This is a genomic window from Halorubrum sp. Atlit-26R, from assembly GCF_003666015.1.
Taxonomy (GTDB): Archaea; Halobacteriota; Halobacteria; order Halobacteriales; family Haloferacaceae; genus Halorubrum.
This window is the reverse complement of the sequence record NZ_QPLT01000002.1, coordinates 46,692-72,682: the sequence shown is the minus strand read 5'-3', so window position 1 is coordinate 72,682 and position 25,991 is coordinate 46,692. Positions and strand designations below refer to the sequence as shown.

The window sequence follows — 25,991 nt, the reverse complement described above, 5'->3', positions numbered from 1 at the left end:
TTTCTGCGCTCCCGGTAGCCGCCTCCGACAGGGTCCCGTGACGGCTACAGGTCGGGGACCGTCATGTGGAACCCGCCGTCGCGCGCCTCGACGAGACACAGGTGGTACCCCTGCTTGCGCGAGAGCTTCACGAAGCTCGCCCGCTTCGACCGGCTGAACAGGCCGCCGCCGACCGCGTCGCTCGCGGTCTCTAAGGCGCCGGGCTCGAAGAAGCTCTCCGTCACCGCGAACGCCCCGGCGAACGTCTCGTTCGATCCGGCGATGTCGCGCCCGTTCTCGACGAGCGACTCCAAGGTCCCCTCGGCCGTCGGGTCCCGGCTGTCGTTCAGGTCGGCGACGAACAGCGGGTGGCCCATCCGGTCGCGTAACACGAGGTCGAACGACCGCTGCTCGCGGACCTCCTCGCCGCCCTCGCGGAGTTCGATCGACACCGTCCCGCCGATCTCGGCGCGATCGATCTCCGGGAGCGCGTCGTAGAGGTCGCGGAGCGTCCCCTCGTTGCCGGTGCCGCGGACCTCGAACGGCAGGTCCTCGACGAGCCAGCGGGTGAAGCCGTACTCGATGGTGTCCTCTAAGAACTCCGCGAACGGCCGGCCGTCCACCGCGAGGCCGTCCGTCTCGAAGCTCGTGTGGTGTTCGACCCGGAGGTTCTCGCGGAGCGCCTCGCGGTCGGCGCTCCCCTTGTGGGCGTCCGCCAGCGTCGCGCCCTCCTTCGAGTCGTACCTGATGAACAGGTTCGTCCCGTTGCGCGCCTCCGCGGGCGTGAGCGTCCGCTCCGCGTCTGGGAGCCGCTCCTTGGCGTTCGAGAGCTCGCTGCGGAGCCGGTCGCGCTCCTCGCGGAGCTCGTCGACCTCGGACTCGAGCCGGTCGACCTCGTCGGCCAGCTCGTCGCGCTCCGACTCGACCTCCTCGCGTTCGGCCGCCAGGCGGTCGCGTTCGTCCGCGAGCGACTGCCGCTCCGTCTCCGTCTCCTCTAAGGCCGCCTCGAGCTTCCGGACCCGATCGGGGTCGGCGTCGCCCCGCGCGTCGCGCCCGTCGCGCTTCGACACCGCCGACGGCCCCGACGCCGTCTCGGTGGAGCGCGGCGACGGCGACCCGCCGTTCGCGTTCGACCCGCCCCGCTCTGCCCGGCCGCGGTCGTCGCCCGAGCGGGAGCGCTGCGAAGCGGCTGCGCGGCGCTCCTCGGCGCTCGGGGGCTCCCCGCCCGCCTCGGAGGGGTCGAGCGCCGGGATCGACTTCTGCTCCCGCCACTCGGCCTCCTCCGAGAAGACGTCCTCGGAGTCCGGCGCGTCGGCGGCGTCCGGGTCGGGCGAGTCCCCGGCGTCGGACTCCGAAGCGGGTGTCGCCTCGGACTCGGTCGGCGATCGGCGCACGCGGTCGGACCCGGCCGGTTCGGCAGCGTCCCGCTCGGCGGACTCCGCGTCGCCGATACGGACCTCGTCGGGCGTGGAGCCCTCCTCCGCCGAAGCCTCGCCCCCGTCGCGTTCGTCTCCCGCGTCGATGCCCGCCGACTCGTCGCTTCGGCTCGCGGCGGTCGGGTCGCCGTCGCGGCCGACGCTCGCGGCGGGGCCGACCGCGCTCGCGGGGCCGTCGTCTCCTGCCGTCTCCGGCTCGGTGTCGCTCTCGGCGTCGCTCTCGGTGTCCGACGGTCCGTCGGTCGCTCCGTCGTCCGCGTCGTTCCCGTCGTCGGAACCGGCGGTCTCGGTCGGGTCGGTCGCTGCGCCCGCGTCGTCCGCATCTTCCGCGCCGTCGCCGTCCGGGAGCGGGCGGACGTCGAGTTCGACCTCGTACACCGTGTAGATGCCGACCTCGTCGGCCGCGAGGTCGAACGCGTCGTCGCCCGTCTCCAGTCGCCTCGCGTTGCCGACGTACGCCGCCGCCATGGACTCGCCGCCCGTGTAGGCGACGTAGTAGTCGCCGGAGAGAACGTTCTCGGACAGCTCGATGTAGCCGGTGAACCCCCCCTGTGAGAGCTTCTGGTCCGCCTCTCGCAGGGGCGTGTCCTTGGTGTAGTACTTCGCCCGCGGCTCGCCGCCCAGCTCCTGCATCGCGAAGAGCACGGGGAGCGCCTCGTCCGGGGCCCGGTAGACGGTCCCGGCGGCGTCGGCGAAGGCGTCGAGCGTCGCGTCGACCACGGCGACGACGCGCCCGTCGACGAGGAAGATCCACCCGGTCCCGTCGGTCGCCGCGCCGGAGAACCCGTCGTCGACGATCCGGCCGAGCCCCGCGAACCCGTCGGAGAACGAGCGGTCGTCCCACTCGGCGATCGCTTCCCGTCGCTGTGCGTCCATCCTTGCGTTTACGTCGCCAACACCGACCCAAATACCTTCCGGAGCGTGAGACGGCCGTCTGACGCCGCGACGCCCCTCGTTCAGTCCCCTCCGACGGCGTCGATCGCTTCTCGACCGAGGTCGACGACGTCCTCCGGGAGGTCGCTCGCCGCCAGCTCCTCCGAGCTGTACCAGCGCCAGCGCGCCGGGTCGACCTCGTCGTCGCCGTTCGGGGCGATCACCCGGGAGTCGACGCGGGCGTAGTAGAGGTGGTCGACGTGCTGGTGGCCCACCGACCCGTCCTCGTGGACGTTGATGTCGTGGAGCATGAGGTGGGCCGGCTCCGGGAGCCCGCGGGTGTTCGGCCCCGATATCGACGACTCCGTCGCGACCAGATCGGCGGCCAGCCCCGTCTCCTCGCGGACCTCGCGCAGTGCCGCCTCGTGCGGGAGTTCGTCGCGGTCGACGTGGCCGCCAGGCGGCAGCCGTATCCCGAGCCGCTCGTGTTCGTGAAGCGCGGTCGTCCCGTCGTTGACGATGTACGTCGTCGCCGTGAAGTGGCGAGTCGTCTCCATACCTCCGGGTGGCGACGCGCCGCCTTCGCGGTTTCGGCTCGGGCGGACGCCGCGACGCGGCGACGCCGCGCGGTCGCTGTCGGGATACTACCGGATCGGCGACGACGTGGACTGCTGGGAGGGCGAAGAGAGCGATTGAAAACGGGAGCGACCTCCGAACGCTCCGACGACCGGAAGCGAAGCGGCGCCTCAGTTCAGCGCGACCGAGTCCTCGGCCTCGAGGAGCTCGTGGTACCGGTTCCGGATCGTGACCTCGCTGATGTTCGCGACCTCGCTGACCTCGCTCTGGGTCACCTTCTCGTTGACGAGCAGCGACGCGGCGTAGACGGCGGCCGCGGCGAGCCCGACCGGCGACTTGCCGGAGTGGATCCCCTGTTCCTTCGCCGTGTCGAGCAGGCTGCGGGCGCGGCGCTCGGCCTCGTCGGAGAGGCCGAGGTCGGAGGCGAACCGCGGGACGTAGCTCTCGGGGTCTGCGGGCTGGATCTCCAGCTTGAGCTCGCGGACGACGTAGCGGTACGTCCGCGCGATCTCGTCCTTCTCGACCCGCGAGACGCCGGCGATCTCGTCGAGGCTCCGCGGCGTCCCCGCCTGCCGCGCGGCGGCGTACAGCGAGGCCGTGGAGACGCCCTCGATGGAGCGGCCGGGGAGCAGGTCCTCGTCGAGCGCGCGGCGGTAGATGACGGAGGCGGTCTCGCGGACGTTGTCGGGGAGGCCGAGGGCGCTGGCCATCCGGTCGATCTCACCGAGGGCCTGTTTCAGGTTGCGCTCCTTGGAGTCGCGGGTGCGGAACCGCTCGTTCCACGTCCGCAGCCGCTGCATCTTCTCGCGCTGGCGGCTGGACAGCGACTTGCCGTAGGCGTCTTTGTCCTGCCAGCCGATGTTCGTCGAGAGCCCCTTGTCGTGCATCATGTTCGTCGTCGGGGCCCCGACCCGGGACTTGTTGTCCTTCTCCTTGGAGTCGAACGCGCGCCACTCCGGCCCGCGGTCGATCTCGTCCTCCTCGACGACCAGCCCGCAGTCGACGCAGACGGTCTCGCCGTGTTCCGTGTCCGTCGCGAGCTGGCCGCCGCACTCCGGGCACCGCAGCTCTTCTTCCTGGTTCTCCGACTCGCTCTCGTTCTCGTCGTCGACGGTCTCTGTCGTGTACGTTCGAAGGTTCTCGCTCATTGGTGTTGTGCGTGGAGGGAACAGCGGAACCGAGAGACGGATCTCGGTGTTTTCCTCACCTTCGGGTAAGTGAGCCAAATACTTAAATGTTTGCGTGGTTGGCGCCCGAGAGACACGGCCGAAAACGCCGTGTACAACCCTGTACAATTCGGTATTTGAGACGCGGTGATCGGGACCGGGGCGAGAGCGAAACCGACGGCCGCCCGGCGGGATATGGTATATAGGCGTTTCGCGAGCGGCGGACGGCGCTCAGGGCGACCAGCCCGTCGGTCAGTTCCCGGTCGCGGCGGCCGCGACCGCGCCCGCGAGGTAGCCGCCGATCACGCCCAGTCCGGTCACCAGCGCGAGGGCCGCGGCGAGGTCGGGACCGGCCGTGACGCCGGCCGCCTCCGACGTCGGGATCCCGTCCGCGTCGGAGATCGGCACCCTCCCGTCGGCCGCGTGGCGCGTGAGCGGCACCCGGGAGACCCGCCACAGCGCGAGCATCGCCGGGAGGTACCCCAGCGTCGCGCCCACCCCGGTCGCGGCGCCGGCGAGCGGGTCGTCGACCCCGAGATACCGGACGGCGGTCGCGACGCCGAGACAGAAGGTAAGGGGGACGAAACGGAGCGGCCACAGCGCGGCGTCGGCCTGTATCAGCGGGTGACCGAAGACGGCGAGGTTCGACAGTCCCAGACCCGTCCGTATCCGGATCCAGTGCGCGTCGAAGAGGAACCAGATCGCGCCCTCGACCCCGGAGATCGGTCCGCCGACCATCCACCGGGCGATCTCCGAGTCTCCCGGTGACACGCCGGCGACCGCGACCCCGATCCACGTCGCCGCCAGCCCGGCGAGGGCCGCACCGCTCCCGCAGGCGACGGCGACGCGGAGCCACCCGGGCGGGAGCGACACGAGCGAGCCCAGCGTGGTTCGCTCTCCCGTCGACATCTCGGACCGGCCGTTCCCGAGCGAGCGGCATATGCTTTCTCACGGATCGACGGAGGTCTCAGACCGGTTCCGCGAGGACAACCGCTTTGGGCGTCGCGCGAGCAACGCGTGTATGAATCGAACGCGGCTCGACGACCGCCTCGCCGACCTCGACACGGACGGCTACCTGCTCGACGCCTCGCAGGAGGACGCCAACCAGCTGTACCTCTCCGGGTTCACCGGCCCCGACCCCTTCCTCACGCTGTACGCCGACGGCGAGGTCCACCTCCTCGTCAGCGGGTTAGAGTACGGCCGCGCGACGAGCGAGGCCGCGGCCGACACGGTGGAGCGCCACGCCGACTACGACTACGAGTACGGCGGCCGCGAGGAGCGCAACGACATGTACGCCGCGTTCCTCCGCGACAAGGGCGTCGACTCCGTCTCGATGCCGCCGCGCGGCCCGGTCGGCACCGCCGACGCCCTCCGCGAGCGCGGGATCGACGTCGCCGTCGACGCCGACGACCGGCTCCAGGCGGTCCGCGCGGTGAAGACCGACGAGGAGATCGACGCGATCCGCGAGGCGCAAGTGGCCAACGAGGCCGCGATGCGGGCCGCCGAGGAGCTGATCGCCGGCGCCGACGTGGCGGGAGAGAGCGACGAGGCGGAGACGGGAGTCCTGCTCCGCGACGGCGAGCCGCTCACCAGCGAGCGGGTGACCGAGGAGATCGAGGTGACCCTGCTGCGCCACGGCTGCGCGCTCGACGAGACGATCGTCGCCGGCGGCGCACAGGCCGCCGACCCGCACGACCGCGGCTCGGGCCCGCTCCGCGCGAACGAGGCGATCATCGTCGACATCTTCCCGCGCTCGAAGGCGACGAAGTACAACGCCGACATGACGCGGACGTTCTGCGTCGGCGAGCCGAGCGAGGCGCTCCGCGAGTGGTACGACCTCACCGAGCGCGCGCTGGAGGCGGCGCTCGACGCGGTCGAGCCCGGCGCGACCGGCGAGGAGGTCCACGCCGCCGCCTGCGAGGTGTACGAGGAGGCGGGCGAACCCACCTTCCGAACCGACCCCGACACCGAGACCGGGTTCATCCACTCGACCGGCCACGGGATCGGCCTCGATGTCCACGAGTCGCCGCGGCTCGCGAGCGGCGGCGAGGAGCTGGAGCCCGGCCACGTGATCACCGTCGAGCCCGGGCTCTACGACCCGGAGGTCGGCGGCGTCCGTATCGAGGACCTCGTCGTCGTCACCGAGGACGGGTACGAGAACCTCACCGACTACCCGATCGAGTTCGTCGCGGAGTGAGCCGCGGGGGGCGTCCCGGCCCGCCGTCGGCGACGCGGCGCCGCGCGACACCCGGCCCGTCTGACCGCGATCGGAAGCCGCTTTGACCCGTGCCGGGAACGGCGACCGTGAACTGGCGGTACGAACACACGGCGCTCGCGCTCTGTACGCTCGCGTTCACCGGCACGATGGTGGCGCGGCTCGTCGTCAGCCCGCTCGTCCCGGAGATCACGACGCGGTTCGGCGTGACCAACGGCACCGTCGGGCTCGCGCTCAGCGGAATGTGGCTCACCTACGCGCTGACGCAGTTCCCTTCCGGGGTCCTCGGCGACCGGTACGGCGAGCGCCGCGTCATCCTCGCCGCGGTCGGCGCGACCGCCGTCGCGTCGGTGCTGCTCGCCGCGTCGCCGTCGATGCTCGCGTTCGGGCTGTTCGCGGCCGCGCTCGGCGTTGGCGCCGGCCTCCACTACTCGGTCGCGACGACGTTCCTCACGCGGCAGTTCGACGACACCGGCCGCGCCATCGGCGTTCACGTCGCCGGCGGCCCGCTCGCGGGGCTCGCCGCGCCGCCCGCCGCCGCGCTCGTCGGGTCGCGGTACGGCTGGCGCGCCGGCGTCCTCCTCGGCGCCGCCGTCGCGGTCCCCGTCTTCGTCCTGTTCGCGTGGCGGGTCCGGCCGACCGATCCCCTGCGCCCCGACCAGCCGATGGGCGAGCGGTTCGCGCTCGGACCCCTCGCCGAACTGCTCTCGCGGCGGGAAATCCTCTACACGACCGCGCTGGCGACGATGGGCGCGTTCACGTGGCAGGCGACCGCCTCCTTTCTCCCGACGTTCTTAGAGGTCGGGACCGGCCTGTCGAGCGCGCTCTCCGCGCTGCTGTTCTCGGTGTACTTCCTCGTCCACGGCGGCACGCAGCCGGTGACCGGATCGGTGTCCGACCGGATCGGCCGCGACGCCACCGCGATGGTGACGATGGGCGCCGGCGTCGTCGGCTACGGGACGCTGGTCGCGGCCGCGGCCCTCGACTTGGGCCTCCCCGCCGTGATACCGGGCGTCGGCCTCGTCGGCCTCGCGATGTCGTGGGGCGCGCCGGTCCAGTCGCGGTTCATGGACCTGCTGTCCGACGCCGAGCGCGGCGCCGGCTTCGGGCTCGTCCGAACCGCGTACATGGTGACGGGCGCCTCCGGCAGCGTCGTCGTCGGCGCCGTCTCGGACGCCGCGGGGTGGCCCGTCGCGTTCGGGCTGCTCGCCTGTGTGATGGCGCTCGGGCTGGCGACACTGTCGGCGAACCGGCTGCTGGGGCTGGGGTACTGAGCCGAGGTTGACTCGAGAATGAGCGGAGCGCGCGGCGGCTCAGAGCCGGTCGTCTTCGATGCTGCCCGGGTCCTCCGCGGTGTCGAACATGTTGTTCTCCGCGCCGTCGAGCATCTCGTCGCGGGGCTCGTCGTCGACGACGCTCACGTTGTACGCCTCGATTCCGGACGCGATGAGGTCCTCCGCGGCCTGCTCCTCGGAGACGAACTCCTCGTCCGCCAGCTGCTGAAACTCCGCGTACACGTCGTCCGAGAGGTTCAGCTCGAAAGTGGGCATACCCTCCGTTCCGGCCGAACGCTTTTAAATTGTTTCCTCGATAGGGGACGTGTCCGGAGCGGCTGGTACCAGTGACCGACGAGAACGAAACGGTGATCGAGACGTACGACGGCGGCCGTCGGATCGTCCGCGAGGCGCGGAACCGCCCCGACGCGTACCACTTCGAGGGCCCCGACGGACGGATCGCGTCGTTCGAGATTCCGGCGGCGGCGAGGCTGTACGCCGACCTGTACGCGATCACCGGCGGCTTCGACGAGAAAGAGACCGGCAGGCGGGGCGTCCCGCCGACGATCGCTCGCGCCGACGAGGAGGTCCGGATCACCTACCTCGCGGTCCGGTTCTCGGTGACGTACGCCGCGCACGCGTTCGGAATCGATGAGTCGGCCGCTCGCGACGCCGTCGACAGCGTCCACGCGCGGGCGACGGAGCTGCGCTCGCGGGACGGCGGGAACGGCTGAGGACCGCACGCCGGCGACGGCCCGAACATCTGCGGGGTCAGGAGTACCCCGGCGGGCGGTCACCGTACGCACATGCCCGGTTTCCCGTCTCCATTCGGATCCGACGGCGACGACCTGTTCGACGGCTACGACGAGTTCGTCGCGGACGACCTCCCGAGCCCGGGAGCGTTCCTCGACGGCCACGACGTCCTCACGGGGGCGGACCACCTCGCGTTCCACCGCCTCACCCGCGACTGCTTCGAGGAGCGGGGGGTGTACGACATGACGTTCGACTACAACCTCGCGCGGCTGAACCTCGACACGCGCCACGGGGACGCCGGGTTCCGCTACGCCGTCGAGCGCGGCGACGCCACTGACGCGGTCGACGGGAGCGAAGTCGACGGAATCGACCGCGTCCTCCGCGCGGAGTTCACGCCGACGACGGCGTTCTGCCCGCAGACGCACACCCTGACCGTCGGCGCGTTCCGGGCGTGGAACGGGCTCGCCGACCGACACGAGTACGACCTCGTCCGGGTTCGCGCCGCCCCGACGCACAACCAGAGCGAGGCGGTGAACGGCCGACTGGCGGAGCTGGAGGAGGCGTACTTGGGGATGGGCGACGCGGAGACGGCGGTCGACGAGGGCGTGGGAATCGGGTCGAACCGGGTGGATAAAACGGGCGGAGCGAGCGCGCCGAGCGCTTCGACCGACACACCATTTAAATAGTGACCGCGCGGGGAGTCACAGGTCGCGCCAGGCGCCGAGGAACCGCTGGACCGCCGTCAGGTGGCCGACGACGGCGAACAGCGCGAGCAGGAGGCCGACGACGTTCAGCCCGGCGACGACCGGCGCAGAGTAGACCGCGGCGGCGACGCCGACGATCCCGGCGAGCGCGAGCCGGTCGGCCCGGCCGAGGAGGCCGCCGTACTCGCGGCCGATCCCGACCGCCTGGATCTGCGTGCCGAGGTAGGAGGTGAGGAGGACGCCCGTGACGGCGGCGAAGCCGAGCGCGTACGCCTCGACGCCGGCCGTGAATCCCGCGATGATCGCCACGTCGGCGTAGCGGTCGAGGACGTGGTCGAGGAAGTCGCCGCCGTCGGAGGCGACCTCCTGATGGCGCGCGAGCGCCCCGTCGACCACGTCGAGCCAGCCGTTGAGGAGGACGAGCAGCGCGCCGGCCGCGTAGAGGGGCGACGACCCGACGGCGAAGGCCCCCGCGGCCGCGACGGCGACGAGGAAGGCGATCACGCTCACCTGGTCGGGCGAGAGGCCCAGCCTGTCGGCCGCCGACACCCACGGGCCGAGGAGGCGGTCCGCCACGGACCGGTACTGGTCGAGGGTCATCTACCGTCTCGACGCTCGCGGTCGGCTCATATATAATCGATGAAGTCCACGGTGCCGGCGCTCGGCTCCCGCTCGCCCTCGATCGCGGCGCGGACCGCGTCGGCGACCGCCTCGGGGTCGCGGTCGGTCGCGTCGACCTCGTAGACGTTCTCGGCGCCGTGCTCGGCGACCGCCTCCGAGAGGATCACGTCGAGCGCCTCGCTTTCCGCGTTTTCGGCGGCCGTCTCGGGCGACTCGCCTCGCGCTTCGAGCCGGGACTCGATCGTCTCGGGGTGACAGCGCAACACGACGACGCGGTCGACGTCGAACCGGTGGGCGAGGTGGGAGTCGAGGACGCCGGTCCAGTCGCCGAGGTGATCGCGGACCGCGTCGAGGTCGGCGACGAGCGTGTCGCGGTCGGCGTCGCGCTCGGTCCAGAGGTCGTCGTCGGACTTGATCCGGTCGTTGAGGTGGATCACGTCGTACTCGCCCTCCAGCAGCGCCGTCGCGGTCGACTTGCCGGTTCCGGGTGTTCCCGTGACGGCGACCCGGTCGGCGCTATCGGGGGACTGAGAGCCGTCGCTCACGCCCGGACACCGAGTTCGAGGTCCGCCAGCGTCTCGTTGAGCAGTTCGACCGCCTCGCGCGTCTCCTTCCGGGTCCCGGTCGAGACACGGACGTGCTCCGGGAGCCCGAAGGAAGTACAGTCGCGGATGATGACGCCGCGCTCTTGGGCCGCCTCGGCGACGCGCTCGCCGTCGCCGACCTCCGCGAGGACGAAGTTCCCGGCGGAGTCGACCGTCGGCGCGTCGAGCTCGCTCGCGATGTACTCGCGGGCCCAGCGGGCCGACTCGACCGACCGCTCGACGTGCTCCTCGTCGTCGAGCGCGGCGAGCGCGGCGCGGCAGGCCAGCTCGTTCGCCGCGAACGGCGTGTTGACGCGGGCGTAGGCCTCCCCCCACGCCTCCGGGACGACGCTGTACCCGATCCGGAGCCCGGCGAGGCCGTACGCCTTCGAGAAGGTGCGGAGGACCGCGACGTCGTCGCGCTCGTCGACGAGCGGGATCGCGCTGTCGACGGCGGCGAACTCGCCGTACGCCTCGTCGACGACGAGGAGCGTCTCCTCGGCGGTCGCGTCCGCGATCGCCTCGATTTCGTCGAGGGGCATGGTCGAGCCCGAGGGGTTGTGCGGCGAGGTGACGTAGACGATCCGCTCGCCGCCGTAGGCGCTCAGGACTGTCTCGGCGTCCTGCGCGAAGCCGTCGGCCGGGGAGAGCTCGTACTCGGTTACCTCGCCGTGGTGGTACCGCGAGGACATCGCGTAGTAGGCGAAGCCGGGGCTCGGCATCAAGACCTCGTCGCCCGGCTCTAACGCGGCCCGCGAGAGGTAGTCGATCGAGCCGTCGGCGCCCGGCGACACCCACACCTGCTCGTCGTCGACGCCCCACTTCGCGGCGATCTCCGCGGTGAGGTCCGTGTGCGAGGACTTCGGGTACTGGTTCACGCGGGCGGCGTGCTCGCGGATCGCCTCGACGGCCGCCGGGCTCGGGCCGTGGGGGTTCTCGTTCGAGGAGAGCTTGATGAGGTCGTCGGGGTCGAGCCCGCGCTCGCGGGCGACTTCCTCGACGCCCCGCCCGGGCACGTACGGCGAGTGATCGGAGAGATCCCGTGGTCGCATGGCCGGAACTGGGAGTCGGTCGGGCTTAAGGGTGGTCTTGGCGGTCGAGGGGTCGCGACGGGACCGCCCCGCCGCTCACGGCGACCGGGCGTCCGCGAACCGTCGCTCCGCCTCGGCGACCACGTCGGGCCGCCCCGCGAGGTCGACGGCGACGGTCTCGCCGCCGTAGTCGACGTCCGCGACGATCTCCCGGTCGTACGCCCACGAGAGGGCGGCCTGGGCGGCGCCGCCGTTCGGCGCCGAGACGGACGCGGTCGCCGTGGGGAGCGCGCCAGCCACCGCGTCCGCGAGGTCTGCGAGCCCCGTCCCGTCGCGGACGCTGACCGGAATCGGCGACCGGAGGGCGTCGACGACGGGCGCCTTCCGCGCGTCGAGGTCCGCGACGGCGGCCTCGTACGACTCCACGGCGGCGGCGAGACGGTCCGCCCCGATCTCATCCGCCTTCGACAGCACCGGTATCACGGGCCCGTCGGTCGCCTCGATCGCCGACAGCGACGCCGTGAGCTTCCGGCGCAGGACCGCCGGCTCGTCGCTCGCGTCGACGACGAGCAGCGCGCAGTCGGCCCCCCGGACCGCGTCGACGGTCGTCCGGAACGAGCGCACCGCCTCGTGGGGGAGCCCGTCGAGGAAGCCGACGGTGTCCGTGAGCAGCGCGCGCCGCCCGCCGACCGTCGCGCGGCGCGTCGTCGTCGAGAGCGTCTCGAACGGGCGGTCGGCGACCGCGAGCGGCCCGTCGCGATCGGCCGGGTCGCTCGGCTTAGTCGCGGACTCGTCGCCCGGCGCCTCCGTGTCGTCCGCGAGCCGGCGGGCCAGCGTCGACTTCCCGGCGTTGGTGTACCCGGCGAGCGCGACGAGGTCGAACCCGGCGTCGCGGCGCTCCGCCCGCCTTTCCGCCCGGTCGTCGGCGATCTCGGCGAGCGCTCGCTCGGCAGACTCGATCCGCTTCTCGACGTCGAGGACCCGGCTGTCGCCCTCCGGCTGGAGTCGCACGTCTTCGCTCGCGTCGCGGGCGACCGCCTCCCGGAGCCGGGGGAGCTCGTAGCGCAGGCGCGCCAGCTCCAGCTGGCGGTCGGCCGCGCGGGAGTCGGCGGCGTCGGCGAACAGCTCCAACACGAGGCGCGGGCGGTCGATCACCGCAGTCCCGGGCGGCAGCAGGTCGCCGAGGGAGAACGTCTGTCCGGGGGAGAGGCTCCCGTCGTAGATCACCGCCTCGGCGCCCGTCTCGGCCGCGAGCCGCATCAGCTCCTCGGCCTTCCCGCGGCCGAGGTCGTAGGTCGGGTCCTCGCGGCGCCGCTGGGTGACCTCGCCGACCACCGCGTAGCCGGCGGCGGCGGCCAGCTCCCGGATCTCCGTCGTGTCCGGCGGCTCGCCGTCGGCCCGCGCCGCGACGACGGCGGGGGTCCCGTCGGCGGCCGTGGGGTCGGTCTCGGCGGACGTTCGGTCGGGGTCGGCGGCCTGAGAGTCGGTTTCGCTCGGTTCGGCGGTCTCGTTCGTCGTGGCGTCGTCTCGTGACATTCGGTCGGGCGCTCGCGTCGGCCCGGAGAGGGGAGCGTCTCGCGCTCCGGTCGCGACTCTGCGGCGCGGGGGACGGCGCGCCGTCGCGCTGGCGATCGGCCAGTCGAGCGGGAGGCGGCCGTCGCGTCGCGCCGCGGCGGTGCGGTCAGAAGCCGGCGACGAACGAACTGGTCTCCATACCTCCGACTCCGGCGGCTCACGGATAAGCGTTCACCAGAAACGAGGTGTGGTACCGAGCCGCAAAAAGGAGGGGTCGCGTTCGACGGCGCGTCGCTCAGGGGATCCGAACGTCGTGTTCGAGCGTCCCGACGCCCTCGACCTCGACCTCGACGGTGTCGCCGTCGGAGAGCGCCCCGACGCCCTCCGGGGTGCCGGTCGCGATGACGTCGCCGGGTTCGAGCGTGAGGTACGTCGTGATCTCCTCGATCAGCGTCGGGACGTCGAAGATCATGTGCTCGCGGTCGCTCGACTGCTTGGTCTCGCCGTTGACGCGGAGCTCGACGCTCGCGTCGTCGGGCACCTCGTCGGGCGTCGCGAGGACCGGGCCGAGCGGCGCGGCGCCGTCGAACGCCTTCCCGCGCACCCAGTTCTGCTCGCGGTTCTGGTCGTCGCGGTTCGACACGTCGTTCATGCAGGTGAACCCCGCGACGACGTCCATCGCGTCCGCGGCGTCGACCGCCTTGCACTGCTCGCCGATGACGACCGCGAACTCCGCCTCCCAGTCGATACGGTCCTTGCCCGCGGGGACGGTCACGGTGTCGCCGTGGCTCGCCACCGCGTTCGGCGGCTTGAGGAAGAGGAGGGGACGGTCGGGGACGTCGTTGCCGAGCTCCTCGGCGTGGTCGGCGTAGTTGCGTCCGATACAGACGACCTTCGACGGGTCGCTGGGCGCGAGCACGTCGATCGCGGGGTCCGAGAGCGCGTACTCGTCGCCGCCGAAGGCGACCGTGTCGGTCGCCGGGTCGTACTCGCCCTCGCGGATCGATCCGGCCGGGTCGCGGAACCGTGCGCGGTACATACGCGAGCGAACGGGCGGCCGCCCGAAAAGCGTTCCCGGAGAGGCAAGCGACGCCCGCGGGTGTCGGGGCCGCCGACTCACTCGGTCGCTTCCGTGGCCCGCTCGTCGCCGGAGGCGTCGTCCGCGGCGTCCCCGCCGTCGGCGTCCGCGTCTGCGAAATCCTCGTCGGCGTGATCGGCGTCATCGGCCGCGTCCGCATCATCGGCCGCATCCGCATCGTCGGCCGCGTCCGCATCATCGGCCGCATCCGCATTGTCGGCCGCGTCCACGTCGTCGACCGCGTCGTCGACCGGGCCCGCGTCGTCAGCGAGGTCGTCGAGCGACGGCGCGCCGACGCGGTCGCCGAACAGATCCGACCGGGCGCAGTCGGCGCAGTAGTGGTTGTGCCGCATCGAGTGGGTCCGGACCGGCACGCCGGCGACGACCGTCTCGTCGCGGCGCCGCCTGACGAGGCCGCGCTCGAACGCCTCGCCGCAGACGACGCAGGGCTCCTCGACGGACTCGGGCGGGCGGACGATCCGGTGATCGACCGTCTTCTTCCGGCCGAACGCCGTGACCCCGTGCCGGCGGTCGAGGCGGCGGCGGACCGGCGGGGCCACGCCGAGGCCGAGCCCGGCGAACGCGATTCCGATCAGCGCGGCGGGCGGCGAGCCGCTCGTCGCCGCCATGAAGCCGATCCAGCCGCCGATCAGCAACAGCAGTGCGGTCAGGACGTACGCGGTGGCCGTCTCCGCCCGACCCGCGTCCTCGACGCTCGACGGCGCGCGCGCCGCCGTCTCGTCGCCGCGGACGAGCCGCCGTCGCTCCGCCAGCTTGGAGTAGTGCCACCAGCCGTACAGCAGGTTCCCGATCCCGCTGGTGAAGATGAAAAGCAGGATGTGGACGCCGACGGAGCCGATTCCCCTGTCGACGAGGACGACGCGATCGCCGTCGTCCCGCTCGACGTCCCACCCGGCGTCGAGGTGGTCCTGGACCCGGCGGCGGAAGGCGCGCTCGGTCTCGGCCGGGGGCGACGCCGAGCGCGACGCGGACGGATCCCGGTCGTCCGACTCCTCGGGCGCGCGGCCCGCCGGCTCGGACGCGGCGGACCCGCCGCCCGACCGGGACGCGCCGCAGTTCGAACAGAACCGGTCGTCGTCGTCGAACGCCTCGCCACACGCGGAGCAGTACGCGGGGTCGTCCGGGTCGCCGAGGTCGGCGCCGCAGTCGGGGCAGAAGCTCGCTCCGGCCGGAACCGCCTCGCCGCAGGCGGGGCAGGCGGCCGGCGGGCCGCCGGGGTCGCTGGTCTCGGAGGGCATCTACTCTGCGTTCGCGTTCGTGCCTGTTAATTGCTTTCGCCGTCGGACGACGCGATCCGCGGCGTCGAGTTTTATTACGGCCCGCCGAGATGTATCGGACGTACCATGGAACTCACCTGGCACGGCCACTCCACGTGGCACGTCGTCGTCGACGACACGGAGCTGCTCATCGACCCGTTCTTCGACAACCCGAAGACCGACGTCAGCCCCGAGGAGCTCGACCCCGACTACCTCCTCCTGACCCACGGCCACTCCGACCACATCGCCGACGCGGACCGCTTCGAGGGCGCCACCGTGGTCGCGACGCCGGAGCTGACCAACTACGTCCAGGAGAACTTCGGCCACGAGCACACCCTCCCGGCGGGCGGGATGAACATCGGCGGCACCGTCGAGTGCGGCGACGCGTGGGTGACGATGGTCCGCGCGGACCACTCGAACGGCATCGACAACGGGTACGGCACCTCGGGCGGGATGCCGACCGGGTTCGTCATCGGCGACAAGAAGCCGACGCAGGAGTCCGACGCAGACTGTACCACGTTCTACCACGCGGGCGACACCGGCCTGATGTCAGAGATGGTCGACGTGATCGCCCCGTACCTCGAACCGGACGCCGCCGCCCTGCCCGCCGGCGACCACTTCACGATGGGGCCCGCGGGCGCCGGCATCGCCGCCGACTGGGTGGGCGCCGACGTCGTCTTCCCGATGCACTACGACTCGTTCGGCCCGATCGAGATCGAGACCCGCGAGTTCGTCAACGAGGTGAAGGCCGCGGGCGCGGCCGCCGAGCCGGTCGTCCTCGAGGGCGACGAGACGTACACGCTCGACTGAGTCCCGAGGAGGGCGGCCCGCACCGGTGACTCCGCGATTTTTCCGATCCCGACCGCGTAGCGACGCGACCGTCGTCCGGGGACCGCTGTCCTCGCCCCGGCAGCGACGTCCCGTGTCGGCAGCCTTTAGCGGCGGGAGGACGAACGCGGAACCGACTATGGCAGACATCGAGACGTCCACGGTTTCCGAGGAAGGGTACGCGAGCACCAGCCAGGTCGGCGAGTTCGACCTCCAGATCGACGCCACCGACGAGACGGGCCCGAACCCGAACGCGGCGCTCGTCGCGACGTACGCCTCCTGTTACCTCCCGGCGCTCCGCGTCGGCGGGAGCCAGCGTGGCGAGGAGGACCTCGGCACGATCCAGATCGACGCGAGCGCCGAGCTCGACGACGACGACGACCTCGAATCGATCGCCTTCGACGTCCACGTCGAGGCCGACCTCGACGACGAGACCGCCGCCGACATCGCCGAGCGCGCCGAGGGCATCTGTCACGTCCACAGCGCGCTCCGCGAGGAACTCCACGCCGACGTCAGCGTCTACCCCGGCGCGTTCTAAGGCCCGACCGCCGCGGCGACCGTTCCTTTTCGCAGTCGGTTCGGACGCGCGACCCGCGCTCAGTCCCGGGGCTCGACCGCCTCGCCGGGCGACTCCGGCTCCTGCGGCGACGGGTCCGGGCGGTCGACGCCGGTGAACTCGAACCGAGCGCCGCCGCGCTCTCCCTCCGTGACCGCGACGTCCCAGCCGTGCGCCTCGGCGATGCGCTGGACGATCGAGAGCCCGAATCCGGTCCCCGTCTCGGAGGTGGTGTAGCCGCTCTCGAACACCTTCTCGCGCTCGTCCGGGCCGATCCCGGGCCCGTCGTCCTCGACGTAGAAGCCGTCCGAGAGGTCGCCGACGACGACGCGCTCGCCGCCGTGTTCGGCGGCGTTTCGGAACAGGTTCCCGAGGAGCTGCCGGACCCGCCCCGGGTCGGCGCAGATCTCGCCGTCGGCGTCGACGTCGACCTCGATCGGAGCGGCCTCCGCCTCGCCGTCAGCGGCGTCGCCGGCGTCGCCGGCGTCGCCGCCGAACGGGTCCTCCCCGTTCGCCGATCCGAACGCGTCGTCGCTGTATCCGGCGGCCAGCTCGCCGAGGTGGACGCGCTCGAACGACCCGACCGCCTCGCCCTGCTTCGCGAGCGCGAGCACGTCCTCGATGAGCCGCTCCATCTCGTCGAGCGCGCGCTCGCAGCGGTCGAAGTAGGAGTCGTTCCCCGTCTCGCGCGCGAGCCGGAGGTACCCCGAGAGGACGTTGAGCGGGTTCCGGAGGTCGTGCGAGACGATGCTCGCGAACTCGTCGAGCCGCTCGTTCTCTCGCTCGATGCGGCGCTCGTACGCCCTGCGCTCCGAGATGTCGCGGCTGCTCGCCAGGAACCGGTCCTCGCCCTGGACGTCGATGCGCCGAACGTGGACCTCGACCGGGAACGTCGAGCCGTCCGCGCGGGCGAAGGTCGTCTCCAGCCGGACCGTCTCGTCCATCTCCAGCCCGTTCCAGAGCCGAACGCCCTCCTCCGGGTCGAGCTCGGTGTCCACTTCCCAGACGTCCATGCCGACGAGCTCCTCGCGGTCGTAGCCGAGCGCGTCGGTCATCGCCCGGTTCGCGTCGACGATCTCGCCCGCCTCGTCGTGGATGTCGACCATGTCCGGCGAGCGCTCGAACAGCGCCTCCAACCGCGCCGTGGTGCGTTCGAGCCGCTGCTGTCGCCGTCGCTCGTCGGTCACGTCGCGGGAGATGCCGAGAACCCCGTCGAACTCCCCGTCGATGACGAGCCGGGTCAGGCCGTAGTCGACGATCGCCTCGGACTTCCCGGGCAGGTCGACCTCGACCGTCCCGGCCAGCGAGCCGCGTTCGCCGTCGACGAGGGCGTCGTACCGGTCGCCGTCGCCCGCCGCCCGAATGCGGTCGACGAGGCCGCTCTCCCGGCCGACGAGCGCCTCGGGATCGGCCGCTAACACGTCGGCGGTGTGGTCGTTCGCGAGCGCGATGCGGCCGTCGGCGTCGTAGATACACACCGACTCCGGCAGCTCGTCGACGATGCGGCGGTACCGCTCCAGCTCGCGCTCTCGCTCCTTCTCCTCGGTGACGTCGATGTGGATGCCGACGGCCCGGAGCGGCTCGCCGTCGTCCGTCCGCTCGACGACCCGGCCGCGGTCGCGGATCCACTTCCAGTCGCCGGACTTCGTCCGCATCCGGAAGTCGGCCTGATAGAGGTCGGTCTCCCCCGCGAAGTGCGCCTCGATGGCGTCCCAGGCGTCGTCGACGTCGTCCGGGTGGACGCGGTCCTCCCACGCCGACAGGTCGAAGTCGATCTCGTCGGCCTCGTGGCCGAGCATCGCCGCCCACCGCTCGTCGAACCGGACCTCGTCCGTCCGGACGTTCCAGTCCCAGACGCCGACGTCGGCGCCCTCGACGGCCAGCTGGAGGCGCTCGGAGAGCTCGCGGAGCTCCCGCTCCCGTTCCCGCTTCTCCGTCACGTCCCGGAAGTACAGCGCGAGCCCGTCGGGCGTCGGGTAGGCGTTCACGACGAGGTCGGCGCCGAGCCGGTCGACGTGCGCCTCGAACCGCACCGGCTCGCCGGTCTCGGCGGCCTCGCGGAGGGCTTCCTCGCCGTCGGTGTCCGTGGTCTCCGGGAACAGGTCCCAGATCCGCTCCCCGAGCAGTTCGTCGGCGTCGAGGTCGATCATCCGGACCGCGCGGTCGTTGAGGTACGTGATCCGCCACTCGTCGTCGACCTCGCAGAACGCGTCGGAGACGCGCTCCAAGTGCTCGGCGACCCGGCGCTCGCCCCGGGTCCGCGAGACGAGGCCCTCGACGGCGCCCGCGAGCCGAGAGTACTGATCGGACGCCTCTCCCTTGCGGAGGTACTCGTCGACGCCCGCGGAGACCGCCTCGCTGGCGACCGCCTCTGACCCCTCGCCGGTGAACAGCACGAACGGGACGTCGCCGTGTCGATCGCGGACGGCTTCGAGCAGTTCGATCCCGTCGGTCTCCGGCATCTCGTAGTCCGAGACGACGCAGTCGTACGACGACGCCGAGAGCGCGTCGAGCGCCGCCGACGGGCTCTCGACCGGCGTCGCCTCGATCCGGTCGTCGCGCGACTCCAACAGCGAGGCGGCCACGTCCGCGAACCCCGGCTCGTCGTCGACGACGAGCACGCTGACGAGCGAGCGCTCTCGCCCGCCCGTCGACCCGTCGCCGTCGTCGGCACCCTCCGCTTCCCTCATCTGAATTGGTGTTTTCTATTCGACATGATAACCGTTTCGTTCGGTTTCACCGGACGACCGTCGAAACGGCGATGCCGGAGCCGACGGGGAGGACCGCGGTCTCCACGGCGTCGTCCGAGCGGACGGTCCCCACGTACTCGCCGATGCCGCGCGTCTCCCCGTCGACCGCGTCGTCCGGGAGCGGTTCGCCCGCCTCGAAGTGCGCGACGAGGGCCTCGAAGTCGATCGGGCCGCGGGTGACGTTGTCGGCGACGATCACGCCGCCGGTCCTGACCTTCGGGAGGACCGTCCGGTAGGCGTCGGCGTACCGCCCCTTCTGGTGGTCGATCAGGACCACGTCGAAGGGGCCGTCGTAGCGTTCGACCGTCTCCATCGCGTCGCCGACCTCGAAGGTGACGCTGTCGGCGTAGCCGCCCTCGTCGGCGAACGCGACGCCCCGTTCGGCCTCGTCGGCGTCGAACTCGGTGCAGACCACGCTCCCGGCGCCGCCGCGCAGGAACCACGTGGCGGAGTAGCCGAACCCGGAGCCGAACTCGAAGACGCGGTCGGCGTCCGTCAGCCGCGCGAGCAGTCGGAGGACCGCCCCCGCCTCGGGGCCGATGATCGGGAACCCCCACTCGTCGGCGAGGTCGGCCATCTCCGCCTGGACCGGCGTGTGTTCCGGCGCCGTCGCGGCCAGGAACCGGCGCGCTGGGTCCGTGAGCACGTCCATGCGAGCGCATCGGACGCGTGTCACTTAAATCGGACCGGCGGGCGCGACTCCCGACGGGCGAGGGCCGCCGGACTGGAACCCGGCCCGCCCCTGAAAACTGTTAAGTCGCGGTCGGTCGACCGATTCGATAATGTACGATCCCGAGGAACTCGCCGAGATCCGGGCGGCCAAGGAGTCGTGGGAAGACGGGACCTACGGCGAGACGGTCGACCGGTTCGGCGAGCGCGAGGAGACGTTCACCACCGACACCGGCGGCCAGGAGGTCGACCCCCTCTACACCCCGGCCGACGTCGAGACGGACTACCGCGAGGACCTCGGCTACCCCGGCGAGGAGCCGTACACCCGCGGCGTCTACTCGACGATGCACCGCGGGCGGCTGTGGACGATGCGCCAGTACGCCGGGATGGGCACCGCCGCGGAGACGAACGAGCGCTTCCAGTACCTCATCGACGAGGGGTCGTCGGGCCTGTCGATGGCGTTCGACCTCCCGACCCAGATGGGGTACGACTCCGACGCCGCGATGGCGGAGGGCGAGGTCGGCCGGTCCGGCGTCGCCATCGACACCCTCGACGACTTCGAGACGGTGTTCGACGGCATCCCGCTCGACGAGGTGTCCACGTCGATGACGATCAACGCGCCCGCGGCGGTGCTGCTCGCGATGTACGTCGCGATGGGCGACGAGCAGGGCGTCCCGCGCGACCAGCTCCGCGGGACGATTCAAAACGACATCATGAAGGAGTACATCGCGCGGAACCTCTACATCTATCCGCCGAAGGAGTCGATGCGGCTCATCACGGACATCTTCGAGTTCTGCGCGGCCGAGACGCCGAAGTTCAACACGATCTCCATCTCCGGCTACCACATCCGGGAGGCCGGCTCGACCGCGGCCCAGGAGATCGCCTTCACCCTCGGCGACGGCATCGAGTACGTCGAGGCCGCGCTCGACGCCGGGCTCGACGTCGACGAGTTCGCCCCCCAGCTCTCCTTCTTCTTCAACGCTCACAACAACATCTTCGAGGAGGCCGCGAAGTTCCGGGCCGCCCGCCGGATGTGGGCGCAGATCATGGACGAGCGGTTCGACGCCGAGAACCCCAAGTCGAAGCAGCTGAAGTTCCACACCCAGACCGGCGGCTCGACGCTCACGGCCCAGCAGATCGAGAACAACGTCGTCCGCGTCTCCTATCAGGCGCTCGCGGCGGTGCTCGGCGGCACCCAGAGCCTCCACACGAACGGGAAAGACGAGGCGCTCGCGCTGCCGACCGAGAAGTCCGTCCGCACCGCGCTCCGCACCCAGCAGATCCTCGCCCACGAGTCGGGCGCGGCCGACACGATCGACCCGCTCGCGGGCTCGTACTACGTCGAGAACCTCACCGACGGGATCGAGGAGGAGGCGTTCGAGATCATCGAGGAGGTGGACCGCCGCGGCGGGATGCTGGAGGCCGTCGAGAGCGGGTGGGTCCAGCGGCAGATCCAGGATGTCGCCTTCGAGCGACAACAGGAGATCGAGGCGGGCGAGCGGATCATCGTCGGCGTCAACGAGTTCGAGGTTGACGAGGAGCCGGAGATGGACCTCGAAGAGGTCGACCCCGAACAGGAGCAGAACCAGCGCGACCGGCTGAACGGGGTGAAGGCCGAGCGCGACGACGGCGCGGTCGACGACGCGCTCGCGGGGCTCCGCGAGGCCGCACAGGGGTCGGAGAACGTGATGCCGCACATCATCGACGCGGTGAAGGCGTACGCGACGGTCCAGGAGATCTCCGACGTGCTCCGCGACGAGTTCGGGGAGTACAAACCGGGGCGGTGAGTCCGGAAGGAGCCCGCCGGCGTCGCGGTCAGTTCGCGCCGCGGACGACGTGCCCGTACTTCAGCAGCGCGACGAACACCGCGCCGCCGAAGGCGTTGCCCAGCGTCGCCAGCACGAGGAACCCGACGTAGTCCGCCGGGGTGATCGCGGACGACACGATCAGCCCGAACAGCACCTCGACGTTGCCCGCGATCGAGTGCGGGAGGTGGAGCAGGCCGATGGTGCCGGTGACGATCAACACGAGCAGGATCCGCGCGGTCGTGTCCTGCGCCGCCGTGATGAGCCACGCCAGCAGCCCCATCAGCCACCCGGCGAAGACGCCGCCGACGAACAGCCACGGGAGGTCGTGGTCCACGAGCTTCAGGGCGATGGTCTCGAACGACGCCGGGTCGACGACGCCGAGTTCGGGCATCAACAGCGTCACGAGCAGCGTGAACAACAGCCCGCCGACGATGTTCCCGACGTACACCAGCCCCCAGAGGCGGCCCAAGTCGCTGAGCGACGCCTGGCGGTCCAACACCGGGATCACTGCCAGCGTCGTGTGTTCGGTGAACAGCTCGGAGCGGCCGAGGATGACGAACATGAACCCGATGGAGTAGACGCTCGCCAACAGCAGCTCGGTCGACAGGTCGCCAAACGTCCCCGGCGAGAGGGTCAACACGACGGCCATCATCAGCGGGCCGAACCCGATGTCGAGCCCCGCCGACAGCCCGGAGAGGAGCAGCCCGGAGCGCTCCCGGTTCATCTCGTGGAGCCCGCTCTCCAGTAACGAGCCGAGGATGTTCCGCGACGTCATCTGCTCCGTCGAGTCGGTCTCTGAGTCGCTCACGGGTTGGGTCGTCCCCGCTTCGACCGGACCGCACCCAAACCTTTGGATCCCGGCGGGGAGCGACGGGAGGGCCCTTCGTCAGATCTGTTGAAACCCTCTCCAAGAGACATATTCTGCTCCCGTTGTGGTCGATACAGACGTAACGACGAGCGATTTCGGGAGTAGGTGTAGTACATCGTGAGTGAGGTCATTTATAAGGAGGGTTGTGGTGTTGTCGTCGGCTGTTTATAAGTGATCAGCGCTGCTGGGATGGCGACATCCAAAGCCCCAGTCGCGACGGCTCGCGCGCCTTGCTGTCGTTCGAAAGGCGCGACGCGCCTTTCGTGATGACGAGACGCCGGAGGCGTCTCGAACCACGCTCCTCAGTCGCTCGTTTCACTCGCTCCTTGCGGTGCTTGCTGCGGCGTGCTTCGCCCTCGCGACTGCCCCTTTGAGTCCCACCCGCCCCGCACAGCACCACCGGAAGACGGTCCTGCTCGCTCACTCCGTTCGCTGCGCGGGCTGCGACTTCCGTACTCCCGCTCGCTCCCTCCGGTCGCTCACGGGACCGCAGCCTCACGCCTCCCCAACCTCGCCGCTCACGCCCTGCGGGCGTTCGCGGCGTCCCTCGCGGGCTGACTCGCGGCCTCCGCTTCGCTCCGGCCGCTCGCAGGCGCGCCACCGCCTGTCATTTATAAGTGATCGCCGCCGTCGCTCATGACTATTTAAATACTATATCGCGGCCGTCGATCTGCGATACTCACTCCCGCTATCGATCAACAAGCACGCTTCAGCAACTGGCTGTTTCAGACGAGAACGGATCTGAATAATAGTGTTTCAACGGGGCTCTTCGCTCCGGCGCTCTGACCTCGGCCCGCTCGGTCCTTATAAGTCGTCGGCGCCCGTTCCGGCCCGTATGCGCTTCGACCACGTCGGCGTCGCGACACGCGACGCCACCGCCCTCGCCGACCTGTTCGGCGGTCTGCTCGACGCACCGGTCGCCCACGAGGAAGCGTTCGATGGGATGCGCGTCGTCTTCCTCGAACTCGACGGCGGCGGCTACTTCGAGCTGCTCGAACCGGACGCGGGCGGGACGATCGCCGACTATCTCGACCGCGAGGGGCCCGGCGTCCACCACGTTGCGCTCGCGGTCGACGACCTCCCGGCCGCGCTCGCCGACGCGCGCGACCTCGGTATCGACCTCGTCGACGAGGAGCCCCGTCCCGGCGCGTGGGGCCACGAGGTGGCGTTCTGTCACCCGGGATCGACGGGCGGCGTGCTCGTGGAGTTCGTCGAACACTGAGAGGCTGCGGCCCCTCTCGCGCTCCTACCGGCTCACTCCTCGTCGGACTCGCCCTCGACCGCCGGGTCGTGCGTCTCGTACCAGTCGAGGATCTTCTCGAGTCGGTGGATCGCGCGGTCGGGGTCACCGATGTTGTGGTGTTCGTCGGGGTAGACGACGAGCTCCGCGTCGATCCCCTGCTTGCGCGCCGCGACGTACAGCTGCTCCGACTGCGAGGGCGGACACCGCCAGTCCTCGCCGCCGGCCATCACGAGCAGCGGCGTCTCGATGTTCCCGGCGTCGAGGACCGCCGTCGAGGAGTCGTACGCCTCCGGGTTCTCCCACGGGAGCCCGAACTCCGCCTCCAGCCAGACGTGGGTGTCGTCCGTGCCGAACGCGGACCGGAGGTCGTAGATGCCGTGCTCCGGCGCCGCAGCGGTGAACAGGTCGGGCTCCCGCGTGACGAGGAACCCCTGCGCGATCCCGCCGTACGAGAAGCCGTGGCCGAACACGCGGTCGGGGTCGACCCAGCCGCGGTCCGCGAGCGACTCGACGCCCGCCGCGATGTCGTCGACCTCGGCGGTGCCCCACTTCCCGGTCAGCTCCGCGGTGAACTCGCGGCCGCGGGAGGTGCCGCCCCGGTAGTTCGGGCGGAAGACGAGGTAGCCCCAGCTCGTCAAGGCGGCGTGCCCGAAGCTGAAGACGGGCTCGTCGTACGACATCGGGCCGCCGTGGATCGCGACCACGAGGGGGTGGTCGCCCGCTTCCGGGTCGACGTCCGGGTCGTGGTAGAGCACGCCGTCGAGCGTCCAGCCGTCGGACTCCCACTCGACGCGGCGGGCCTCCGGCATCGCGAACTCGTCGACGAGCGACTCGTTGACGCGGGTGAGGCGCCGGAAGGAGTCGGGTTCGGACTCCTCGTCGAGGTCGTCGACGTCGACCGCGTACAGGTCGGTCCCTTCCGTCGGGTCCGAGAGGACCGTCACCGCCGTCGACCCGTCGTCCGCGACGTCGAACCCGGCCATGGCGCGGTCGCGGCCCTGCGCCTCGAAGAGGCGCTCGACGGTCCCGTCCGGCTCGACGCGGACCAGCCGCGTCCGGCTCTCGTCGGCGATCCGAGTGTAGATCTCGCCGTCGATCCACAGCGGCTCGCCGCCGCGGGCGACCGTCCGGTCGAGGTCGGCGGTGAGCGAAGCGATCTCGCCCCCGCTCTCGCCCACGAGGTACACCTCCGCCGGTGCTGGCGGGTCGTCGGGGTCGCTGGCAACCGTCGCGATCCCGTCGCCGTCGGGGCGCCACGCCGGCGCGCCGTGGGAGAGGTCGCCGCCCGTGAGCCGCTCCGCGTCGCCACCATCGGGCGAGACCGCGTAGAGGTCGCGGACGGTGGTGTCGTCGGGCCGGTCGAGCCGACAGGACGTGAACGCGATCCGGCCGCTCCCGCCCCACGTCGGGTCCATCCCGGCGAGGTCCTCGAAGGCGCCGCCGCCGTACGCGTCGTCGAGGCGTCGGGGGTCGCTCTCGGGGTCGTCGAGGTCGACGACGAAGAGGTACCGCGTCACGTCGTCGGTCCACCCCGCGCCGTTCACCTTGTGCTGGAGGCGGGTCGTCTCGATGGGGCCGCCCTCCTCGCGGACCTGCTCGAGGTACTCCGACTCCTCGTCGGTCGGGTCGCGCGACTCGATCACCAGGCGGTCGCCGTCGGGCGACCAGTCGAAGCCGGCGACGCCCTCGTCGCGTTCGGTAACCTGACGGGCGTCGCCGCCCAGCGCGAGGTCGAAGATCCACACCTGCGGCTTGGGCTCCTCGTCGCCGTTTCCGAGGGGTTCGTCCTCGTCTTCCTCGGCCTCGTCTCCTCCCTCGTCGTCTTCGGTCTCCGCTTCCTCGTCGTCGTCCCCCTCGTCTCGGTCGCGCCAGCCGACCCGCCGCTCGGCGTCGCGGTCGCGGGCGGCCACGAACGCGAGGCGGTCGCCGTCGGGCCCCCACGTCGGCGCCGAGGCGCCCGAGTCGCTCGTCAGCCGGTGCGGCTCGCGGGAGCCGTCGGTCGGGGCGACGAACAGCGAGGAGACCGCCTCGTCGGCGGCCTGGTCGTACTCGGTCGCGGTGAAGGCGACGCGGTCGCCGGTTGGGGAGACGGCGACCTCGCCGACCTGGGTCAGGTCGTAGTAGGCGTCGAGCGGCAGTTCCGACATGAACCCATCCAGCGGCGGGCGCAGGAAATACGTTCGGGCC

General features: G+C 71.3%; 24 protein-coding genes. 9 read left to right on the top strand and 15 right to left on the bottom strand.

Translation table 11 applies throughout. From position 1 onward, the window contains the following. Window positions 1-44: 44 nt before the first annotated feature. Both DVK07_RS02815 and DVK07_RS02810 read right to left on the bottom strand, forming a co-directional pair. Complete coding sequence (locus DVK07_RS02815; protein ID WP_121595643.1) at window positions 45-2,291, bottom strand: hypothetical protein; 2,247 nt, start codon at window positions 2,289-2,291, stop codon at window positions 45-47. Window positions 2,292-2,371: 80 nt separating this feature from the next. After that, a complete protein-coding gene (locus DVK07_RS02810; protein ID WP_121595642.1) occupies window positions 2,372-2,845 on the bottom strand; it encodes an NUDIX hydrolase in 474 nt (157 codons plus the stop codon). Here DVK07_RS02810 and DVK07_RS22595 point away from each other — a divergent pair. Beyond that, window positions 2,808-2,984, top strand: a complete 177-nt coding sequence (locus DVK07_RS22595) for a hypothetical protein (protein WP_158603121.1) — start codon at window positions 2,808-2,810, stop codon at window positions 2,982-2,984. The two genes, DVK07_RS02810 and DVK07_RS22595, sit on opposite strands and share 38 nt — an antisense overlap. Window positions 2,985-3,034: 50 nt before the next feature. On the opposite strand, the gene DVK07_RS02805 is transcribed toward DVK07_RS22595, so the two are convergent. Together DVK07_RS02805 and DVK07_RS02800 are read right to left on the bottom strand one after the other, a co-directional pair. Beyond that, window positions 3,035-4,012: a transcription initiation factor IIB family protein gene (locus DVK07_RS02805; protein ID WP_121595641.1), complete on the bottom strand. Its 978-nt coding sequence runs from the start codon at window positions 4,010-4,012 to the stop codon at window positions 3,035-3,037. A 270-nt stretch (window positions 4,013-4,282) separates the two neighbouring features. After that, window positions 4,283-4,939, bottom strand: coding sequence for a hypothetical protein (locus DVK07_RS02800; protein ID WP_121595640.1), 657 nt, complete (start codon window positions 4,937-4,939; stop codon window positions 4,283-4,285). A 112-nt stretch (window positions 4,940-5,051) separates the two neighbouring features. On the opposite strand from DVK07_RS02800, the gene DVK07_RS02795 reads away from it, so the two are divergent. Beyond that, a complete protein-coding gene (locus tag DVK07_RS02795) occupies window positions 5,052-6,227 on the top strand; it encodes a Xaa-Pro peptidase family protein (protein ID WP_121595914.1) in 1,176 nt (391 codons plus the stop codon). Between the two features lie 107 nt (window positions 6,228-6,334). Continuing rightward, complete coding sequence (locus DVK07_RS02790; protein ID WP_121595913.1) at window positions 6,335-7,519, top strand: MFS transporter; 1,185 nt, start codon at window positions 6,335-6,337, stop codon at window positions 7,517-7,519. Window positions 7,520-7,558: 39 nt separating this feature from the next. Here the strand turns inward: DVK07_RS02790 and DVK07_RS02785 are convergent, their stop codons facing one another. Continuing rightward, window positions 7,559-7,795, bottom strand: coding sequence for a hypothetical protein (locus DVK07_RS02785; RefSeq protein WP_004595847.1), 237 nt, complete (start codon window positions 7,793-7,795; stop codon window positions 7,559-7,561). 71 nt (window positions 7,796-7,866) lie between these two features. Between DVK07_RS02785 and DVK07_RS02780 the strand changes: the two genes are divergently transcribed. Together DVK07_RS02780 and DVK07_RS02775 are read left to right on the top strand one after the other, a co-directional pair. Then, the gene (locus DVK07_RS02780; RefSeq protein ID WP_121595639.1) at window positions 7,867-8,253 is read left to right on the top strand and encodes a hypothetical protein; all 387 of its coding nucleotides are present in this window, start codon (window positions 7,867-7,869) and stop codon (window positions 8,251-8,253) included. A 72-nt stretch (window positions 8,254-8,325) separates the two neighbouring features. Further along, window positions 8,326-8,958 carry a hypothetical protein gene (locus DVK07_RS02775; protein WP_121595638.1) on the top strand — a complete coding sequence of 211 codons (633 nt, stop codon included), beginning with the start codon at window positions 8,326-8,328 and terminating at the stop codon, window positions 8,956-8,958. 15 nt (window positions 8,959-8,973) lie between these two features. Here the strand turns inward: DVK07_RS02775 and DVK07_RS02770 are convergent, their stop codons facing one another. From DVK07_RS02770 to DVK07_RS02745, 6 genes are all read right to left on the bottom strand, one after another. Next, window positions 8,974-9,576, bottom strand: a complete 603-nt coding sequence (locus DVK07_RS02770) for a CDP-alcohol phosphatidyltransferase family protein (protein WP_121595637.1) — start codon at window positions 9,574-9,576, stop codon at window positions 8,974-8,976. A gap of 26 nt (window positions 9,577-9,602) precedes the next feature. Further along, on the bottom strand, window positions 9,603-10,142 hold the full coding sequence (locus DVK07_RS02765) for an adenylate kinase family protein (RefSeq protein WP_121595636.1): 540 nt from the start codon (window positions 10,140-10,142) through the stop codon (window positions 9,603-9,605). Further along, on the bottom strand, window positions 10,139-11,233 hold the full coding sequence (hisC, locus tag DVK07_RS02760) for a histidinol-phosphate transaminase (RefSeq protein WP_121595635.1): 1,095 nt from the start codon (window positions 11,231-11,233) through the stop codon (window positions 10,139-10,141). The genes DVK07_RS02765 and hisC overlap by 4 nt, the downstream gene beginning before the upstream one ends. A gap of 75 nt (window positions 11,234-11,308) precedes the next feature. Next, window positions 11,309-12,748, bottom strand: coding sequence for a GTPase (locus tag DVK07_RS02755; RefSeq protein WP_121595634.1), 1,440 nt, complete (start codon window positions 12,746-12,748; stop codon window positions 11,309-11,311). Window positions 12,749-13,022: 274 nt separating this feature from the next. Beyond that, the gene (locus DVK07_RS02750; RefSeq protein WP_121595633.1) at window positions 13,023-13,766 is read right to left on the bottom strand and encodes a fumarylacetoacetate hydrolase family protein; all 744 of its coding nucleotides are present in this window, start codon (window positions 13,764-13,766) and stop codon (window positions 13,023-13,025) included. A 77-nt stretch (window positions 13,767-13,843) separates the two neighbouring features. After that, window positions 13,844-15,064, bottom strand: coding sequence for a zinc ribbon domain-containing protein (locus tag DVK07_RS02745; RefSeq protein ID WP_121595632.1), 1,221 nt, complete (start codon window positions 15,062-15,064; stop codon window positions 13,844-13,846). A gap of 105 nt (window positions 15,065-15,169) precedes the next feature. On the opposite strand from DVK07_RS02745, the gene DVK07_RS02740 reads away from it, so the two are divergent. Together DVK07_RS02740 and DVK07_RS02735 are read left to right on the top strand one after the other, a co-directional pair. Then, window positions 15,170-15,892, top strand: coding sequence for a metal-dependent hydrolase (locus DVK07_RS02740; protein WP_121595631.1), 723 nt, complete (start codon window positions 15,170-15,172; stop codon window positions 15,890-15,892). Between the two features lie 157 nt (window positions 15,893-16,049). Beyond that, window positions 16,050-16,448 (top strand): OsmC family protein, encoded by a 399-nt coding sequence (locus tag DVK07_RS02735; protein ID WP_004595858.1) that lies wholly within the window; start codon window positions 16,050-16,052, stop codon window positions 16,446-16,448. A 59-nt stretch (window positions 16,449-16,507) separates the two neighbouring features. Here DVK07_RS02735 and DVK07_RS02730 read toward each other — a convergent pair whose 3' ends face one another. Continuing rightward, window positions 16,508-19,156, bottom strand: a complete 2,649-nt coding sequence (locus DVK07_RS02730; RefSeq protein WP_121595630.1) for a PAS domain S-box protein — start codon at window positions 19,154-19,156, stop codon at window positions 16,508-16,510. A gap of 46 nt (window positions 19,157-19,202) precedes the next feature. Then, entirely contained in the window at window positions 19,203-19,868 is a 666-nt protein-coding gene (locus tag DVK07_RS02725; protein ID WP_121595629.1) for an O-methyltransferase, read from the bottom strand. Window positions 19,869-19,998: 130 nt separating this feature from the next. Between DVK07_RS02725 and DVK07_RS02720 the strand changes: the two genes are divergently transcribed. Then, on the top strand, window positions 19,999-21,672 hold the full coding sequence (locus DVK07_RS02720) for a methylmalonyl-CoA mutase (RefSeq protein ID WP_121595628.1): 1,674 nt from the start codon (window positions 19,999-20,001) through the stop codon (window positions 21,670-21,672). A 28-nt stretch (window positions 21,673-21,700) separates the two neighbouring features. Here DVK07_RS02720 and DVK07_RS02715 read toward each other — a convergent pair whose 3' ends face one another. Next, the gene (locus DVK07_RS02715; protein WP_121595627.1) at window positions 21,701-22,501 is read right to left on the bottom strand and encodes a formate/nitrite transporter family protein; all 801 of its coding nucleotides are present in this window, start codon (window positions 22,499-22,501) and stop codon (window positions 21,701-21,703) included. A gap of 895 nt (window positions 22,502-23,396) precedes the next feature. Here DVK07_RS02715 and mce point away from each other — a divergent pair. After that, window positions 23,397-23,783, top strand: coding sequence for a methylmalonyl-CoA epimerase (mce, locus tag DVK07_RS02710; RefSeq protein WP_121595626.1), 387 nt, complete (start codon window positions 23,397-23,399; stop codon window positions 23,781-23,783). Between the two features lie 32 nt (window positions 23,784-23,815). Here mce and DVK07_RS02705 read toward each other — a convergent pair whose 3' ends face one another. Beyond that, a complete protein-coding gene (locus DVK07_RS02705; RefSeq protein WP_121595625.1) occupies window positions 23,816-25,951 on the bottom strand; it encodes a S9 family peptidase in 2,136 nt (711 codons plus the stop codon). Window positions 25,952-25,991: the final 40 nt, after the last annotated feature.

What these genes read in the sequence shown, in the direction of transcription:
- DVK07_RS02815 (WP_121595643.1), bottom strand. Translation starts at nt 2,291, where the DNA reads ATGGACGCACAGCGACGGGAAGCGATCGCCGAGTGGGACGACCGCTCG.
- DVK07_RS22595 (WP_158603121.1), top strand. Translation starts at nt 2,808, where the DNA reads ATGTACGTCGTCGCCGTGAAGTGGCGAGTCGTCTCCATACCTCCGGGT.
- DVK07_RS02810 (WP_121595642.1), bottom strand. Translation starts at nt 2,845, where the DNA reads ATGGAGACGACTCGCCACTTCACGGCGACGACGTACATCGTCAACGAC.
- DVK07_RS02805 (WP_121595641.1), bottom strand. Translation starts at nt 4,012, where the DNA reads ATGAGCGAGAACCTTCGAACGTACACGACAGAGACCGTCGACGACGAG.
- DVK07_RS02800 (WP_121595640.1), bottom strand. Translation starts at nt 4,939, where the DNA reads ATGTCGACGGGAGAGCGAACCACGCTGGGCTCGCTCGTGTCGCTCCCG.
- DVK07_RS02795 (WP_121595914.1), top strand. Translation starts at nt 5,052, where the DNA reads ATGAATCGAACGCGGCTCGACGACCGCCTCGCCGACCTCGACACGGAC.
- DVK07_RS02785 (WP_004595847.1), bottom strand. Translation starts at nt 7,795, where the DNA reads ATGCCCACTTTCGAGCTGAACCTCTCGGACGACGTGTACGCGGAGTTT.
- DVK07_RS02775 (WP_121595638.1), top strand. Translation starts at nt 8,326, where the DNA reads ATGCCCGGTTTCCCGTCTCCATTCGGATCCGACGGCGACGACCTGTTC.
- DVK07_RS02770 (WP_121595637.1), bottom strand. Translation starts at nt 9,576, where the DNA reads ATGACCCTCGACCAGTACCGGTCCGTGGCGGACCGCCTCCTCGGCCCG.
- hisC (WP_121595635.1), bottom strand. Translation starts at nt 11,233, where the DNA reads ATGCGACCACGGGATCTCTCCGATCACTCGCCGTACGTGCCCGGGCGG.
- DVK07_RS02755 (WP_121595634.1), bottom strand. Translation starts at nt 12,748, where the DNA reads ATGTCACGAGACGACGCCACGACGAACGAGACCGCCGAACCGAGCGAA.
- DVK07_RS02750 (WP_121595633.1), bottom strand. Translation starts at nt 13,766, where the DNA reads ATGTACCGCGCACGGTTCCGCGACCCGGCCGGATCGATCCGCGAGGGC.
- DVK07_RS02745 (WP_121595632.1), bottom strand. Translation starts at nt 15,064, where the DNA reads ATGCCCTCCGAGACCAGCGACCCCGGCGGCCCGCCGGCCGCCTGCCCC.
- DVK07_RS02740 (WP_121595631.1), top strand. Translation starts at nt 15,170, where the DNA reads ATGGAACTCACCTGGCACGGCCACTCCACGTGGCACGTCGTCGTCGAC.
- DVK07_RS02735 (WP_004595858.1), top strand. Translation starts at nt 16,050, where the DNA reads ATGGCAGACATCGAGACGTCCACGGTTTCCGAGGAAGGGTACGCGAGC.
- DVK07_RS02730 (WP_121595630.1), bottom strand. Translation starts at nt 19,156, where the DNA reads ATGAGGGAAGCGGAGGGTGCCGACGACGGCGACGGGTCGACGGGCGGG.
- DVK07_RS02725 (WP_121595629.1), bottom strand. Translation starts at nt 19,868, where the DNA reads ATGGACGTGCTCACGGACCCAGCGCGCCGGTTCCTGGCCGCGACGGCG.
- DVK07_RS02720 (WP_121595628.1), top strand. Translation starts at nt 19,999, where the DNA reads ATGTACGATCCCGAGGAACTCGCCGAGATCCGGGCGGCCAAGGAGTCG.
- mce (WP_121595626.1), top strand. Translation starts at nt 23,397, where the DNA reads ATGCGCTTCGACCACGTCGGCGTCGCGACACGCGACGCCACCGCCCTC.
- DVK07_RS02705 (WP_121595625.1), bottom strand. Translation starts at nt 25,951, where the DNA reads ATGTCGGAACTGCCGCTCGACGCCTACTACGACCTGACCCAGGTCGGC.